This is a genomic window from Mycoplasma sp. 1232 (assembly GCF_034863345.1).
Lineage (GTDB): Bacteria > Bacillota_I > Bacilli_A > Mycoplasmatales > Metamycoplasmataceae > Mycoplasmopsis.
This window is the reverse complement of the sequence record NZ_JAYFFB010000004.1, coordinates 55,244-73,644: the sequence shown is the minus strand read 5'-3', so window position 1 is coordinate 73,644 and position 18,401 is coordinate 55,244. Positions and strand designations below refer to the sequence as shown.

Sequence of the window (18,401 nt, the reverse complement as noted above, 5' to 3'; positions counted from 1 at the left end):
ATTATTTACCTCTCTTTGTAAAGTGTTTTCTTTTTTCATAAAGCAAAGCAAATATCTTGATAAATCCAGTATATGCTATAGATGAAAGTGCAAATAGAATATAAAGCATAATTGTGACCAGTGCAAGAATTGTTAATATATCTCAATTCTTTGTAAGCACTAATATTGCTCAGTTATCATTACTTAATGTAGCGTGTAAGAAAATGCTAAACACTAATGAAATTGTTAGGAAAACTAACATAGCTAAAAGCATTGAATTTTCTAAATTATTTAATTTATTAGCTTTATTGTATTTAACTAATCCAAAGTTAATTACAAATAAAACAAAGAATAACAAGTTGATAATTAATCTGTTAAAGTAGTTTAATTGAGTGTTTGCAACTAATAAAACAAATAATGAAAGTAATTCCAAAAATACAAATGCTGTTTTGTTTGTTAATAATTGATTTTTGAATTTTGTAAATCTACTTGTAATTACAAGTCCATTTAAGATTGCAACTAATGAAATAAACACAGCAAATAAAGTAACTTTTGTGGTTGTATCTTCACTAATATCGATTGGTTTGTAAGCGTATTTTGCAAGTGTGTAAATTGCAAAGAACATTACAGGTAAGATAAATGCAAGAATTAATTTTGTAAGTGATGCAAATAAACTGTTTCTGTAAACTACACTTGATAAGTTTGAGATGTTTGAGTAAACTTTTAAACTTAGAAGTAAGATAAGTGCAAAAACTAATCCAAAAATAGATAAGTTTTTGTAAACTGCATTTTCACTGAAAATTCTAGTTAGTTTATTAATGTAAACGTTGTTTACAAAAATACCAACAATTCTTTGTGTTTCAATGCTTCCATCTTTTGATTTTGAAACTTGAACGTTATTAACCATTAAAACAAGCATTCATAATCCAATTCCGAGTAAAACGTATTTGATTATAGTATAGCTTGAATCTAAAACTAATTTCTTGATGTCAATTGAAAAATTTCTTGATTTTTGAACTTGTGTGTATACATCAAAAGTTAAATCAATAACTAAAAGTGGTATAAGTAAAAATGAGTTATAAATTAATCATTTTGCAGAAGTATCTTTTGTAGTAGTTATAAAAGTAAAAGTATAAAATCCAAATGTAATAAGTGCATAAGTAATGTATGCAACATATCAGTAGATGTAACTTGAAAACTTCAAGTTATTTTTGTTTATGACAAAATAACTCTTAGTCATAGCGATAATAATCAGCAATGATAATAAAGTTAAGTTGAATAAAACAAAGAAGTTAATACTTGAGTTTATTTTGAAACTTCTATCAAACAGAATTGAATAATCAATTCCTGTTTGAACGCCTTTGTTAATAAAGTAATTGAAAACAATTCCAATTGAGCTTATTAACAAGAACGAAAGTACAAGTGAAATTAATTTAAGAACATTTTCTTTACTTCAGTTTAATTGTAATAAATTGGTTTTACTATTAACTGAATGAGATTTCTGCATCGCCACCTCCACTTGGATCAAAGTTAGCTGATTTAACTACTGCTGTTTTACCAAATTTAGTAAATGCTTGTGAGCGATTTAATCTGTCAGCCATTGTTTGGTTATCTACGTAAATTGTTCTAAATACATTTTTACCTGATTCAATTAATCCGTATAATTCTGGACCTCAGTTATCGTCTAAGTCACGTGCATTACCTTGAATGTATAATGTGTTAACTTCTACAGGACTAACAAAATGTAATTTAGGTCTTTCAGGTCCTTTGATAAGCATTGCAGATCATTGTTGAGCCGCTAACGTGTCAGCGTTAACTGTGAATATATTTGTGTTATTGTAAAGAGTTAAGTTTTTAAATACTCTATTGTGGAAACGCATTCCTTCAAGACTTCTGATGTTTTTGTTTAATGAGAAATCAAGTCAAGTAGGTCAAGAACCATCTCCGAATTCTCCTTGGAAAATTCTTTCATTGTATCTATCTTTGAATGCAATATCAAGACCTTCGTTGATTTCTTCTAATGTATCATCTTTATCAAATCTAAGTCTGTTAAATACAATTGAACCTGGCATATTTGTATTATCTTGCATAGCTGCGAATGTGTAGTCAAATGTAATATTTTTTACACCACGTAATGCAATAGGGTCAATTCCTCAATCTTTACTTAATAAGTCATTTGAACTATAAAGGTCTAATTCTTGGATTCTCTTATCTTTAAGTGCAATAAGTGAAGTTGTATCTTTACCTTCAAAGAATAAAGTTAATTTTTGAATTGATTCAGGAAGTTGTTTTAAAATGTGTCTAAATTCTTGACGTTTGTCTTTAAGACCCATATTTTTGATTACAAGTACATCAATTTGTTTGTTAGCTTTTTTAACTTTATCTAAAAAGCTTAAGAATGAATTGTAACCTTTAGTGTTAGCTGCATCAAGAATTGCCATAACTTTGTTTGTTTTGACTTTTTCTTTTGCAATAGCACTTTCTGGTTTGTATTCATAAATTTCAATCCCTTTATCAGCACCTGCTCCATATCTTGAATATTCAGAAGTTTTATTTCGTTTAGAGAAACCTTCATATTCTAAGTTTCTAATTTGTTTTGAATTTCTGTGATATTGTGATTCATAAGCAAAATATGAATTTTTATGTCTTCTTATATATTCATTACGCACAACATTATCTTCTAAATTAACATGTGCAAAACTACCGAATCCTGTATCACCTCAATGGAAACTTGGAACCATACCTTTGTTAAGGTAATTTTCAAGTTCTCTATTTATAGTTTCAAGTGTTATCTTAAATGCGTATGCTTGTTGAGGATCTTTAAGTAATTTAAAAAGATATGAGAAATCTGCGTTCTCTGGATAATTAATTTGAGGATTGTTATTAGCAATCTTAATGATACTCTTGTTTAAAAGCTCTTTATCAGCTTCTGTTAAATCATTTGGATTTTTATTAAATATGCTGTTAATAACAGAAAGATTTTCTCTAATTTCTCTTTTCATTTCCTCTTTGACTTTTGTAACTTTGTCAATAGGTTTAGGTTTCATTGTTGCAAAATCTAAATCTTTTGCAGCTTCTGGGTTAGCGTAACCTTCGATTGCTTTTGAAGGTTCTGTAGATGGATCTGGCTCAGGTTCAGGTTCTGGTTCTGGAGGAGTCACTATAATTGGTTGTTCAATAATAGGCTCTGTAGGTTGCTCAGGTTCTGGTTCTGTGGTTTTAGGTTGTTCTGTATAAACACTATCTTCTGCTTTATCCGGATCTTCTGGTTCTGGTTCTTTTGGTTGCTCTGGTGTTGGAGCAGGATCTGGCTCAGGTTGTGGATCAGATCCAGGTGTTGGGGTCACAGGTTCTGGATCAGGCGCAGGAGCAGGATCAGTAGGCTCAGGTTCTACCGGATCCGGGTTTGCTGGTTCAGGGTCAGGTACAGGTTCTACTGGATCTGGCTCTGGATTAACAGGTTGTTCTGGTTCAGTAACAGGTTTTGTTGGTTCTGGTTCTACTGGTTTTGGATTTTCAACAGTTGGTTGTTCTGGTTCGATTTTGACTTTAATTTTTAAGTTATTATCTTTGTTTGAAGAATTTCTGTCGCTATATAAAACATCGTTTTCATTGATGACTGTAGCGATTCCACGTGACTGAGTAATAACTCCTAAGTCTTTTGTTTTTGGTTTAGCATTATCACTAATTGTTTTAGCTGCAACAACACCTACAACAGCTAGTGCAGAAACGGCACCAATATTGATTATTATTTTTTTTCTTTTAGCTTTAATCATAATTAATACCTTTCTTTAATTATTTGTTGAATTTATATTCTTCAGGAATTAAATTTGCTCCTTGTTTGAATAAGTAAGTTTGAATGTTTGGATATAACTCTTGTAATGCTTCACGGTATGATGATCTTTGATTTTCTCCTCCACCGTAAATTAAGTCATATTGTTCTAATTTGTATTTACCATAGAAACCATTGTAAGATTCACCTTCAGATCTAAATGCTTGAGTTAAAGCAGTTAATGACACACCTGTTGAATCAGCTGTTGCATAGTTAATTCCAACAATTTCATTATCAATTGTTCTTACTGATGAACCTGACGCACCAGATAAAGGCTGTCAAGCACCTAATGAGTAACCTAATCCATAGTTTAAGTATCTATCTCCTGTGTAAGTTGAAGCAGAATCTCTAATTACACCGAATTTGTAACCTTCATTTTTGCTTGAATTAATTAATGGAGAAACGATTGTAATATCAAATACACCAGGCATATCGATGAAGTTTCTTACGCTTAGTGATTTGTTTCATCCACTTCCGTATTCTTTTGTGAATACTTTTTTATCAACTTGTTGACCTTCTGCAACATAAACAGGTTTATTAGTTCAAATACTTTGACTAAATCCTGAATCAATAATTGCAACTTCAGATCTTTCTAACACCTTACGGTTAAATAAGTGGTCAGTTTTAGCATTTGGGAAGGCTACTGAAATTAAGTTGATTTTTGATTTTGGGATATTTGCAGTTTTATCGTTTGTTAATCTGACATTAGGTATCATTGTTTGTTCATCTTGTTGATATGTAGCCTTTAAACTCTTTGTAGCAAACTTGAATTTTTCATTTTCATTTCAGTTTGCAAAATTACTTGTAGCTAATCTAGCTAATTCAGCAGCTGAACTAACTGATTTTGGTTCACCAAATGTGTTTTGTGGATCTCCATTAATTGAGTTGTATTCATATGTATTATCTGAATTGCTAAAATCAAATTCGAGAACAGCAAAGTCTGCTGCTTCTTCTAATTCTGATAATGGTGAATTTGTATCTACATAATCTCTTGGACTAGTTCTTAAGAAGTCAAGACCGGCGTAAACTAGTTTAACTTGTGATGGTTTGAAACTAAATATATCAACTGTTGGTTGAAGTTCATTAGCTTTTAATCATTGGTCAATTGGAGTTTCATCGTTAAAGTGTAATAATTGGATACCTACAGTTTCACCAATTACACCTTGTTTAAGTCAGTTTTTAGCTTCAGTATATTTTGCTAATCATTTTGGATTTCATTGTTCAACTTGAATTCTCTGCACTTCTGCATATAAAGGTGGTAAGTCATTTTCTTTAACTGCTAGAGCTTGTTTTTCGTATCTATCAGCTTCTGCTTGATTACCTGTATATAAAGCTTCATATTTTTTATCTTCATATGACTTAATTTCATCATCTTTAGCTTTAATTCTTGCACTAACTTCTTCTGTTAATTTGTGGTATTCTGCATCAGCATCTTCAACTACCTTTGTGTATTTATTGTAGTTATCAGCTTCAGTTTGTAAATCATTAATGTGTTTGAATCTTGATTGACTTGACGCATTTGCAGTTGATGCAGCAAATGCTTGAATAACGTGAATATTTGTTGCGATATATCATTTTGTTGGATATCCATTTTCATCAAGTTTGTAATCTAAAATTCACGCAGAACCATTGTACATTCTGTGCTGATCTATTAATGGGTTAGTGTTCATAAGCTTAATAGCATAAGATTGAAGAGCAGTTTTCTTGTACATTTCATTAGCTAAATATCTAGGCAATCCTCTATTTAAAGGAACTGAATCTCAGTAAGCTGCTTTCGTGTCGTCTCTTAATGGGTTTAATGATAAAGTTCCATCAGAGTTTACGACAGAGAAGTTTCTAACAACAGCACTTTCGAATGTAGGTTGACCTTCTGCTTTAGCTTTTCGGTCATATGCCTCAATTTGCTCTGGTGTTAATTTTAAGTTATCTGCTAATTTTGATGAATAATCACCACGATAATCTTTAAGAGCTTTTACATATCCTTGTAAATCAAGAACATTTTTCTCTGACTCTGGAAGTTTTTTATATGCTGCAGGATCTGTTTTGTAAAGTTCAGGCGTACCTGGAATATTTAATCCAACACCTGGATTTGTAGGTCTTGTAGGAATTTCAGGTTCCACAACAACTTTATCACCCTCGCTACCACCATTATCTTTAGGGTTTTGAGGATCGTCTTTTTTAGGATTTGCCGGATTTTCAGGTTTTGGTTTTGTTTGTCCACAAGAAATACCTAAAGATGAAATTGAAACAATTGATCCAAATGTTGCAAGCAACATTAATTTAAGTTTATTTTTTTTCATAATTTACTCCATTTTTGTTTAGCTTCGCTTGAAGTTAAAACTAGTTTTAAATCAAAAAATAAATATATAACCAATATATATATATATATATATATATATTGATGCTAACTTTAATATTATAACACCCTACAAATTAATTTGTCAATAAATTAATTATTTTTATGTAAATTATTCTGGTATTTATAATTTATAACTTAATAATAACATATATATGAAATTCATTTATGAATTTAAGGTGTATTTTTAGGCTAATTTTGACTTGTTTTATTAAAAATAAAATTTATAAAATAACTTATAAAATAACTTGATTTTTAAGTAAAAAATAATTTAAAATAAGAATATGGCTAGACAATATTACAACAAGAGAGATTATGAGATTGATTGAGAAAATAGTGTGATTGTTTTAAAAGATCATATGATTGAGCAACTTAAATCTGATAATAAGTTTTTAAAATACAAGAAAATCGGTGGAAGCACCGTTTCTGAGATTTTAATTAAGGATGCATTCAAAAATGAATTTAATGCATTTTGTCACATTGCACACTTAAAATTACCTGTGTTATCACAAAAATACATTAATGCAGGGACTATTTTAGAACCTAAAATATTTGATTTCTTAAGAAAGATGCACCCTAATGTAGTGATTGAAAACTTTGTTGCTGCTGATTATGAATATAACTATTTCAAAGACAAGGATGATGTTATTATGGGAGTTCCTGATGGATACATCCCTTCCACAAATATGATTCTTGAAATCAAAACAGCACAAGATAAGAAATATGAACTTTGAGGCGACAAAGATGTTGATCCTTCGTATAGAAAACAAGCACAACTTTATTCGTATTTAAAGGGAGCTAATCATTACTCAATTATCGCTTTATTCTTAAGAGATGACCTGGGAGATTATTTAAACCCTGAAAATGTGGATATTAACCAAAGAAGAATGAAGTCTTACACTTTCCCTGTTAATAGAGCAGATGTTGAAGATGATATTAAAAAAGTTAAACAATGATACTATCATTACACAAATACAAACAAATCCCCTAAATTTGACCCTTTAATCAACAAAGATCAACTTGAATACTTACAATGTGAATCATTTGAAGAATGAGAGAAACTTTTAAATAAATGAAAACAAGAAGGTAAAGCTGATTTCAATGTAAAAGCTTAGTGAAATTTATTAACCAGCAATGGTTAATATTTTTTTGTTCATTTGTGCTAGGTGTTTTAGTATTTGTGACTAAAAGAAAAACAAAAAAACTTACACCGTTTAAAATGTAAGTTTAATGTTTATTAATTTCTATTTTCTTCTAAAAATTCTCTTGAATAAGAACCCTAAACCTGTAGCAATTCCTACAATTGGTGGAACTATAACTCCATAAATTCAACCAGGAGCACCTTGTTTTTTACCTTCTTCAACTTTTGTAGGTTCTTCAGGTTTATTATCAACAGGTTTTAATGATTCATTTAATTTTTGAGCTTTTTCTAATACTTCTTTAACTTTTTGAACAGTTACTTGTCCATTAGCTTCAGAAATAAATTGTTGTTTTTGCTCTTTTGATAAGTTGTTTAACTTATTAATTTTTGCATTTACATCTGTTTTAGATGCAGCTAAATTAGAATCACCATTTAATGATTTTTTAGCTTCAACGACAGGATTAACTTTTTCATTTAAGTCTTGCACACTGTTGTTAAAGTCTAATTTATTACTTAATTCAGTTGATTTTGCTAATGCATTATCTAATGCTGATTTTTTAGGTGCATCAGCTTCGGTATAGTTAGGTGTAGATTTAACTTTTTGTACCTCATTAAACACCTCTAACGCATTATTAACATCTACTGCATTTGTCAGAATGTTTTCAATAGTATCAACTGATGCTTGTGAATTTACTAATTCTTTAGCTTTTGTTTTTTGTTCATCTGTCAAGTTAGTTAAGTTATCTATACCATAATTAGCTTTAGCTTTTGCTTCTGATAATTTTACATCACCATCTAGATTATCAAGAGCATCTCTTAATGCATCTAATTTCTCATTAAGACTTTCAACTGATGTATTAAATTCATCTTTAGTTTTAAGTTCATGTAATGCATCAAGTGCATTTGTGAATGCAACTTGTTTTTCCTGTGAAGCTTGTGTATATTGAGTTTTATTTTTTACATCTTCAACATTCTTAACAACATCAAGTGCACTGTTAATTCCTTTGACATTATTTTTAATATCTTTAATCTTAGAAACTTCATTTAAGCTGTTTACTGCGTTTCTAGCAGCCTCTTTTTGAGTATCTGATAAGTTTGAAGCAACTTCGATAGCAGCAAGCGCTTCTTCTTTAGCTGTTTTTAATCTATCAGCACCATCAAGAGCATCGTGAGTTGATTTTAATGTATCTAACTTGTTATCTAAGTTAGGATATAGCTCATCAAGGTCAAGTGTTGTTGTTAAGTCGTTTAAAGTAGTAACTGCATCATCAAATGCACCTTGGTTTGAAGCTTGAGTGTATTTGATTTCTGACTCGACTTCTCTAGCAGATTCGACTTTAGAAATCGCTGCATCAATGCTTGATGCATTTGAAACTACTTTATCAATTCTTGCTTTATCTGATTTTTCGTTCACTAACGCGATAGCTTTTTCTTTTTGAGTTTCTGATAATTTAGGTAATGAGTTAATTTTAGCTATAGCATCTTCTTTTTGAGATTCAAGTAATTTTTCTTCAACTTCATCAATTGATGTTTTAGCTTCAACTTCATTTTTAGCAGCGTCTTTTTGAACTGATGTTAAGTTTTCAAGTGCGTCAATAGCTTCTTTAGCTTTTGTTGTTGCATCAGTTAATCTATCTTTACCATTTAATAAACCTTTAGTTTCAGATACAGCTTGTAATTTAGTATCTAATTTGTCAAATGGAGTTTCGAAGTCTGTGTAGCTTGATAATCCAACTAATGCAGTTACAGCATTATCAAAGTTTGTTTTAACATCATCTGACGCTTGTTTGTATTGAACTTCCTCTTTTATCGCGACTTCATAATTAAGTGTTCTAATACCACTATTAACTTTTTCTGCAGTACCAACAATTGCATCAATTTCATCTTTAGATGTTTTTGAATTAATTAGAGTTTTAGCAGCTGGTTTTTGCACATCATCAGATAAGTTTGATAATGAGCTGATTTTATTTGATGCATCTTGTTTTTGAGCATCTAATAATTTATCAGCAACTTTAGCAATAGTTGTTTGTTTTTCAACTTCAGTTTTTGCATCTCTTTTCTCATCATCTGATAAGTTAGGTAATTCATCAATAGCAGATTTAGCAGCAGCTATTGCAGCATCTAAGTTTTGTTGACCATCAAGTGAGTTGATTGCATTATTAAGAGATTCCGTTTTTTCTGTAATGTCAGCAATAGGACTTGTTGTAAAGTCCGTTACTGTTTCTACACCTGGTAAGTTGTCAAACGCTGTTTGAGCAGCTTGTTTTTTATCTGAATCAGCTTCTGTGAATTGTGATTTAGATTTAACATCATTAAATCTTTGAACTTGTTCGATAACAGCATCAACATTTGTTGCGTTTGTAACAATGTTTTTTGCTCCTTGAACTGTCATGGCAGCATCAATTTGATTATTTGCTTCTCTAATTTGATCAGGACTTAAGTTTATTAATTCAGCTAATTTAACTTTAGTTTCTGCTTTGGCAACATCTAATCTATCTTGACCATCAAGATCTCTAACAGCATTATTAAGTGCATTTGTGTCTTCTACAATATTTGCAATTGGTTGACTAAAGTCAGTTGTCCCTTTGATTGTATCGATTTTTGCTTTTGCAGCATCAAATTTTGCTTTTTTATCTATAGGTGTTGTTGATGCTTCTGTGTAGTTTGGTTTTAACTCTTCTGCATTTGCATTTTCAAGAGTTTGTAAAGCATTGTTAAGTTCTTTAGCACGTTCAACAATAGCGTTAACTTTTTCAATTGTGTCACTATCTTCTGAATCAATTAAATTGTTAGCAGCTTCTTTTTGTGAATCATTTGATAACTTATTTAATGCTTCAATAGCTTCTTTAGCTTCTCTTTTAGCATCAGCTAATTTTGTGTCACCATCAAGTGCATCAATAGCATTTTTAAGTGTTTCTTTCTTAGCAACGATATCTTCAGCATATGGACTTGTGAAGTTTTCATATGTTTTTGTATCTTCTAATGGTGTAAGTGCATTATTTGCAGCTTGTTGTAAGCTTTCTTCTGCTTGTGTATATTTAGGCTTTGAATCTTCTTTAAGTTTGTTTAATGCATCAACTTGTTCAATTACAGGATCAACATTTGTAACGTTAACAATAATGTCTTCAACACCTGGAACTGTTGTAGCAGAATCAATTAATCTTTCAGCAGCAGTAACTTGGTTAGCACTTAAGTGTGTTAAAGTAGGTAATTTAGCTTTAGCATCTGATTTAGCTGCATCTAAATTTGTTCTTCCATCTAAATGTTTAATAGCATTTTTAAGAGTATTAATTTTATTGTCAATATTTTCGATAGCAACAGTGTTGAAATCTAAAACATCTTTAGCACCTTTAAGCGAATCAACTGTATTGGTTAAATCGTTTAATTTTTCTTTACTTGCTTCTCTAAACTCAATTGTGTCTTCAGCTTTTTTAGCTAATTTTAATAATTCAATAGCTTTATCAATATTTGTTACATTTGTAATAACAGTTTCGACTTGTTTTGATGTCACTGCTTGATCAATTTGATTGAAAACATTAGTGAATTGATCATCTGATATATGGATTAAATCACCTAATTTTTGTTTCGCTAATTCTTTAGCATCATCTAAGTTTTTTACTCCATCAAGTGCTCTATCAGCATTTGATAATCTATTACCAATAGAATCTAAATTAACATAATCTTTTGTAAAGTCAATTGCATTTTCATAAACTTCAGCAGCTTTTTTAGCTTTATTAAATTCATTTTGAGCACCTTCTGATGCAGATGAATATCTGATTGTCCTAATTGATTTATTTGCGACTTTTAAGGCTCCTAAAACAAAATCAATATCTTCAGCATTATCTGCAATTTTTTGTACCATATCTGGTTCTGTAGCTAATTCAACTTGCTCTTTAGCTTTTAATTTTTGTTCTGTAGCCAAATTCTCTAAATCATCAATCGATGTTATTGCTCGTTTTTTTCTTTCAATGAGCTTGCTGTCACCATTTAATTGTGTTTCTGCATCTGATAATGTACTTAGTTTGTTATCTAAATAAGGATCAACATCATTAAAGTTATCTACTGTTCTTAAGTTTTCTAATGCGTTAATAGCATTATCAAATGCTCTTTGTCTATCTATATCAGAAAGTTTGTAATTTGGTGTTTCTTTAACTTCGATTGCTTTATCTAATTTATCAATTGAATCATTAATTTTAGTGACATAGTCTTTTAATAAGTTAACATCTGCAACTGTAGTTTTAGCATCAATTTGATTTTTAGCTACTTGCTTTTGTGTGTTTGATAATTTTTCTAATCTATCATTTTGTTCTTTAACAGATGTTTTTGCATCTAATAATTCTTTATTTGCTACTCCATCCAATCTAGCTTCTTCTGATGATAAGAAACTTGATAATGAGTTTAAGTTAGCAATTGGATTTGTAAAATCATTTACATTGATTGCATTAACTATTTCATCATATGCACTGTTGTAAGAATTTCTAATCTCTTCAGTTGCATAACTGTAGTTAATTGATTGTTTAACTTCATTTGCGTGATTGATTGATTGCTTCAATGATGGGATTGCATTATTTAATTCAGAAGCATTTGAAACAACTGCTCTAGCATTTTGATAATTAAATGCATCTTTATTAATCTCATTAGTCAATAAACTTCTTTGTGCGTTTGATAAGTTAGTTAATGAAGCGACCTTATTTGTTAAATCTTGTTTTTGAGCTTTAACAAATTTAGATCTTACATCTGCTGATGAATTTTGATTTTGAACTTCAGAAATTAAACTATTTTTCTCTTGATCATTTAAGTTTTGTAAACTCTTAATTTGAGTGATCGTTTGTGTCTTGAGATCATTTAAGTTTTTTACTCCATCAAGTGAAGCAATAGCATCGTTCATATTTGATACTAAAGTATCAATATTTGAAAGTTTATTAGTAAAACTTGTATATGCAGCAAGTGCTTTTACAAAGTTATTTAATGATTTAGTAAGTGCATCTTGTTTAGATGATGTCGCCTCTTTATAAGCAATAGTTTCTTTTGCATTTTTTGCTTGCTTAGTAACTGCTACTGCTGTGTTTAATGCAGAAGCATTTTCTTTTAATGTATTTACACTTGCAATAGTTTTTGCATTATCAATTTCTTGTTTAGCTTTTTTAGCTAAATATGCAAGTAAGTTACTCATATTTTCTATTTCAGATTTAGCTGTATTCTTAGCTAAAACTAATTTAGAAGCACCATTTAGATTTCTTTGTGCACTTATTAATGCTTCAGAATTTTCACTTAAGTTATTTGGTAAGTTTTCAAAATCCGAATAAGTTTTAACACTTGATAATGTATCTAAAGCAGTATTGAATTTAGTTTGTAAATCACCATCTGCTTCAATGTAGTTTTGTGTTTGTTTTTCAGAAGTTATATTATTGACTAAGTTAATAGCTTCATTTACTTTAGAAACATTGTTTTGGATTCTATCAACTGACTCAAGTGTTGTGCAATTTTCAACTAGTTTAGTAGCTTTTGTTTTTTGTTCTTTTGATAAGCCTGAATTTGCAATTGCTGCATTGGCAGCATTTTTAGCTTTTGTTAATCTAGCAATTCCATCAAGGGCATTTGTTTTTGTAACTAAGTTATCTGTTAATTCTTTAAGTCCAGAAATTGACTCTGAAAAATCAATATTTCTATCAAATCCTGTTAGAGCATCTTTAGCTTTAATAAATTCGTCTTGAAGACTTGGTGTAGCTTGTAAATAATCAACTTGTTTTATTTTATTTACAGCAGTTTGTAATGCAGCGTATGCCGTTTCAGCTTGAAGAGTATTCTCTAAAATCTTATTAACTTCAGCTATTTCTTGACATCGATCGATAAGACCAATAGCATTTTGTTGTTGATCTTCAGGTAAGTATTCTGAATTATGAATTCTTTCAATTGCATCTGATTTAGCTACGCCTAAATTATGTAAACCATTTAAGTCATTTTTAGCTTTTTCTAATTTACCTAATAAAACTGCATAACTTGCTGATGGATTTGTAAATTCTTCTGAAGATAAAGTGTTTTCAACTTCATCCAATACATTTGTAAATGTATCTTTAAATTCTTTATCAGCTTCTGTAAAATCAGGTTTGTGTTTAAATTGTTTAGCTTCATTAAATTTGTGAATAAGTTGGTTTAAATCCTGAGCATTCTTCATAATTCTGTCAATTTCATCATTGTCTGAAGATGCACGCATTTGATCTTTAGCAGCTGTCTTTTGTTCATCTGATAAGTATTTTAAATTATCAATTGTATTATCTCTTAATTCGGGAACTAAATTGATTTCATAAGTTGTATCAACTCAGAAGTCTCTTGTGTAAGGGACTTCTGACATATTTTGCATTTTGTATGTGAAGTGCTTACGTAGTGGGTGATTAGGTATCTGAGGTTTTTCATATGATTGATTTTCAACATTGACCGTAAATGTTCTTCTATCTACTTCTCTTCCTGTATTATCTTTAAATACATAAGTTACAGTATGGTCTATTGGAGTAATTGGAATTTGGTAATTAATATTTGTATTGTGGTTAGCATCTCTATTTAATGGGAATTTTGAAGCTATTTCTTGTGCGCTATCAACTAAACGATAGTGCTCTGGAACCATATTCTTAATTCTTTTGTAGAAACGTTCAGTGTTTTGTTCCATTATTCTTTTTGGACCTCATACATTTGAAGGTGTTCTATCTGAGAATAATTGAACGTTATATCAGAATTTTGAAACTATTAATTGGTCTAGAATAGGTTGTGCCGCAATACCTTTAAATAAACTTCTATCACCTGAAGTAAAGTATTTTGATACATATTCATCTTTAAAGAAGTTAGTGTCAGAGTGAGAACCTTCTCCAACATAAATTGTGCTTGGGAAGTGGCCTGGAAAACTTTTTAATAGATCATTATTTGTTCCGTAATGTTGTGCTCAACCTTCTTTAATTAATCTGTCACTGATAGCTCCATAATAAGCACTTGAAATTTTTGGAGAATTAAAACCATATGCTTTAACAAAATTGTCAATACTTCTATTTTCTTCATTTCCTTTTGATCAAATAAGTGCATACTCTGAAAGATGACCTCCTAATGAGTGACCTGTAGAATAAATTTCTGAAACAGGTTTTTGACTTATTGTTGCTAGAGAAATTCACACATTCTCAGCTTGACCTGGTTTTTTTCTTCATATTGATAAATCTAAATCATCATCGAGATCTTTTGCACCATTAGTACCTGCAATAGCTAAAACACTAATAGTGTCATTTTCTAAGAATGGAAAATCAGATTGGTTAATTAATCAAGACGCTTGGTATCCATTACTTTCATCTCAAGACTCAAACCTTTTTCAATAACGGGCCATATTTTTATGAACTGTTTCAAAAATTTTGTCGTGCTCATCTCGCTTATTTTCTGGAACTTCGCCTAAAAAATATGCTTTATTTTCTTCTCATAAATCACGATTTGTATCATCAAACTCAATATCTAAGAAAGCTTTACTACGGTAAGATAAGTTACTGAAAATTAAAGCATCACGAGGTGAAAAATCTCATTTAAGTTTATGAGCATCATTATTATCAGTAATTCCATCTCCATCTGTATCTTTTAAGAATGGGTGCGAATTGTATCCAAAATAAGTCTTACCGTCTTTTACAAATGTGTAGACCTCATCTTTATTTAAAATACCATCACCATCTTCATCACCATTAGGATTTAAAACCGGACGATCCAACATAAGTGAATCATAATAACCATCTAACATTGTTATTTCAGCATTTTTAATTTTTCTCGCTGTTTCCTCTGTTAATTTAACACGTTCTGTCCTTTCAGGGGCTTGTAAATTAGTTGCAATACCTGTTGAAATTGCAATCGATGGAATAATGATTAAAAGTGCTGATTTTAAACCAATAATTAACTTTTTATTTTTGCTCATAAACCACCTCTTCTTAATAAATAAATTGATGCTTAAATAAGACAAAACTTCTTTTTGTCTTTATAAATGTAATTATAGTTTAATTATTTACTTTTGGATTATATAATTACAAATTAATCTGCATAATACCTTAATTTTTCACAAATGTGAAAAATATATTTTTGTTATATCTGAAATTAATTAGTAATAGAATGAAGTTAAGTAAATAATATTTTAAAGCTATTTGCTTAGAAGAGAATAAGATACACAACATCAAAAATTCTCAATCGAAAATGTTCCATTATATGAAATTAGTTTTCTTATTTTATAATTGGCATCATCTTAGTTGTAACAGTTAATTTAATTGATTCAACATTGGACAACTCAGTTAGAACACTTGTCGCAAGATTTGTTATGTGCTACACGCTTACTATTGGTTATAGTATTATATTGATCGTTTTGTTAGTTTGATTTTTGAATTTTTCTTGGATTTCTTTGACATTGTTCATCCTGTCAATTAATCTATTTTCTGTAAATTTATCTTTTCTAGATAATCCAGTTAAATCATTAATTTTGAAAACTAAAATTTAAATAAAACTAAACTTAAGAAACAAAGACATATATAACCTTTGACGTGTCTATAGGTTGATAAATACATCAGTCTAATTGCTAATAAACTTTTTAAACTTCTAAAAGAAAAAAAGAGTTAAATTATTTTTTAACTCTTTTTTTCATTAATTTAACAATAAAGAAAGTTGCTATACCAAAAGTTATAATTCCAGTTGTAACACCTAAAATACTTCATAAAATAACATGTGTTTTATTGGTTTTAGATTTTTCAGATTCTATTGAAACATCTTCTAATTCTTTTTTATTATCAGAATTATTCTTTTCTATAGTTGAACTTTCATTAGTAGTTGGATTTGAATTAGCTTGATCACTTGTTGGATTTTCATTTATTGCATCTTTATTTTCAGTTGCAGAATCTTCTGTTACAGGTTTGTTATTATCTTGAGATGCTGAATCTGTTCCTGTTTCAGAGCTTGAATTAGTTACATCTTCTGATGAACTTTCATCAGTTATATTTTTATTTTTAGTAGTATCTTCAGATACTGGCGAACTATTGTCTTCAACATTAGATACATCAGATTCTTTTGAAATCGGATTATTTTCTTCTGAACTTGAACCTGTTTCAGATTCATCAGTTTTTGGAGAACTTGTTTCTTCTTCTCTTGAAATCTCACTATCTGATGACTCTTCTATATTAGTTCCTGTATCTGTTTCTACTTCACCTTCAGAGCTTTCTAATTCACTTTCACCGTCATTGCTTCTAGGTGGATTATTTTCCGTATCTGATTCACTAGGATTATTATTTGTATTAGTTTTAGAAATGTCATCTAATTCTTTATTTTCTTCACCAACTGCTGTGCCTTTATTTAATTCATTAATTGGCACTTCAAGAGTATGAGCCTTAATTCCAAATACAACAAAACTTTTTTTGCTATTTACTCATTGATTATTATATTTATAAAAACTCAAAATATCTCTAGTTTCATAGCTTGCCACCAAATCTACGTTTTTTTCACCTTTATTAGTTACATCAACAATGATTGAAAAATATTGATCTTTCTTTAAAATAATTTCTTCATTTAAATCAATTGTATAAAATCCTTTATCACCAGAATTTGGAATTTGTACTTCTTGAGTTAATTTTAGTTCACCATCTTCAGGATTAGACATTGAAGAATTTTTAACATAAATTTTGATTTCAGCAGTAATGTTTGAACCTTTAAGCGCAAAATTAATTGACTTTAATTTTTCTACAATTTCATCATTTGCTTTTTTAACTGGGAAAATATTTGCCATTGTTCTTTCATTAGTGTCAATGGTTGCGAATAAAGAAAATGAATTTTTTGTATCATAATAGTAAGTATTTTGATATGCATTATTATTTTCTACTTCAACTGCCATTACTTCATGAATTAAATCTAATGAATCGTATGAAAGCATAAAGTAGCCCTGAGCATGCATGTTTTTAGTTCCTCAACTATTTTTAATAATAAAACCACCTTTTTGTTTCGGTGTTTCAGGTCCAAAATTAGATGCATAATAATCATCGTCTCAACCTACAATAACTGAAGCATGATTTCTGATATGTCTTTCTTCAGGTGATTTAGTTATAATAATTGAATTTGGTTCGTTGTATCAAACGGTGTCAGGATGAAAATTCATTTCATTAAAAGCATAAGCAACTCCCACAGAACCGTATTTGGCAATCGCTAATTTAATATCATCAACAGTATGATTAATTTTTACAGCTTTTTTAATTTTGGCAATTGTAGGGTTATCAAAATTAGGAAACTCAGTTTGATTAGTTTGAGCAATTGGGGATGTATTTCTCATCAAACCATTAAATGCGTGAGATAAATAATTTCCTGTACCTAAAATTCCTTTTCATTCTTTAGCATCGGGATTTAAATTTAACTTATCTGCATTATGATTTCAACTATTACTTATGTAATCAATTGCGTGTTCATCAATATCTAAAGAATTTTTAGTGTAATTTCCTATATTATTTTTTAAAATATTGGTTTCTAAAATTGAAGCAATTGTATATGCTCAACAAAGGCCTTCATGACCTTGATTCTTAACGTCAGTAACTAAATTGTGTTTTCTTGCATCAAAAAAAGGCATTCTTGCAATTTCTTCTGCGCTTTTAGTTTGAAAAAGTTCTAATTTTGGTGCGTCAGAATCAGCTGATGTGGCTGTGCTTATCACACTAAAAGGTATCAATAAACTTGGACTAACTAATAAACTAGTTAATATTTTTTTATTTTTTAATCTCATATATTAATTTTAAATAAAAATTAATATTTTTGTAAAGTATTTTAATGAAAGTCAAATTGTTGAAACAAATATCGCTTATTTTATAAGCTTTTAATTGTTAATTTAAGATATTTAAAAAAATATTTTTCTAATTTTTTAGTTATATGTATAAGTCATAAAAAATTCTAATTTTTATAAAAAACTCTTTAAAAATCAACTTTTTAAGAATTTAATAAACTAAAGAATATAAAAACCAGAGATTATTATTTTTAATTATCTCTGGTTATACCATGTTTCCCACTTTGTAGCATAAATTGGAAAAGAATACAAAGCTTTCCTATTTGTTCCGTTTCTA

General features: G+C 29.5%; 6 protein-coding genes. 1 reads left to right on the top strand and 5 read right to left on the bottom strand.

Annotated features, from left to right (window positions below; all coding sequences use genetic code 4):
- Nucleotide 1 precedes the first annotated feature (1 nt).
- The 3 genes from VBM88_RS01475 to mip are packed head-to-tail and all read right to left on the bottom strand — an operon-like array spanning nucleotide 2 to nucleotide 6,111.
- The gene (locus VBM88_RS01475; RefSeq protein WP_323176454.1) at nucleotides 2-1,486 is read right to left on the bottom strand and encodes an MSC_0624 family F1-like ATPase-associated membrane protein; all 1,485 of its coding nucleotides are present in this window, start codon (nucleotides 1,484-1,486) and stop codon (nucleotides 2-4) included.
- Complete coding sequence (locus VBM88_RS01470; protein WP_323176455.1) at nucleotides 1,464-3,755, bottom strand: putative immunoglobulin-blocking virulence protein; 2,292 nt, start codon at nucleotides 3,753-3,755, stop codon at nucleotides 1,464-1,466. Before VBM88_RS01470 ends, VBM88_RS01475 begins: the two co-directional genes overlap by 23 nt.
- Nucleotides 3,756-3,774: 19 nt before the next feature.
- Nucleotides 3,775-6,111 (bottom strand): Ig-specific serine endopeptidase MIP, encoded by a 2,337-nt coding sequence (gene mip / locus VBM88_RS01465; RefSeq protein ID WP_323176456.1) that lies wholly within the window; start codon nucleotides 6,109-6,111, stop codon nucleotides 3,775-3,777.
- A gap of 340 nt (nucleotides 6,112-6,451) precedes the next feature.
- On the opposite strand from mip, the gene VBM88_RS01460 reads away from it, so the two are divergent.
- The gene (locus tag VBM88_RS01460; protein ID WP_323176457.1) at nucleotides 6,452-7,282 is read left to right on the top strand and encodes an MAGa7180 family putative nuclease; all 831 of its coding nucleotides are present in this window, start codon (nucleotides 6,452-6,454) and stop codon (nucleotides 7,280-7,282) included.
- 129 nt (nucleotides 7,283-7,411) lie between these two features.
- Here VBM88_RS01460 and VBM88_RS01455 read toward each other — a convergent pair whose 3' ends face one another.
- Together VBM88_RS01455 and VBM88_RS01450 are read right to left on the bottom strand one after the other, a co-directional pair.
- Complete coding sequence (locus VBM88_RS01455) at nucleotides 7,412-15,241, bottom strand: hypothetical protein (RefSeq protein WP_323176458.1); 7,830 nt, start codon at nucleotides 15,239-15,241, stop codon at nucleotides 7,412-7,414.
- A 690-nt stretch (nucleotides 15,242-15,931) separates the two neighbouring features.
- Nucleotides 15,932-18,067, bottom strand: a complete 2,136-nt coding sequence (locus VBM88_RS01450; RefSeq protein WP_323176459.1) for a C1 family peptidase — start codon at nucleotides 18,065-18,067, stop codon at nucleotides 15,932-15,934.
- Nucleotides 18,068-18,401: the final 334 nt, after the last annotated feature.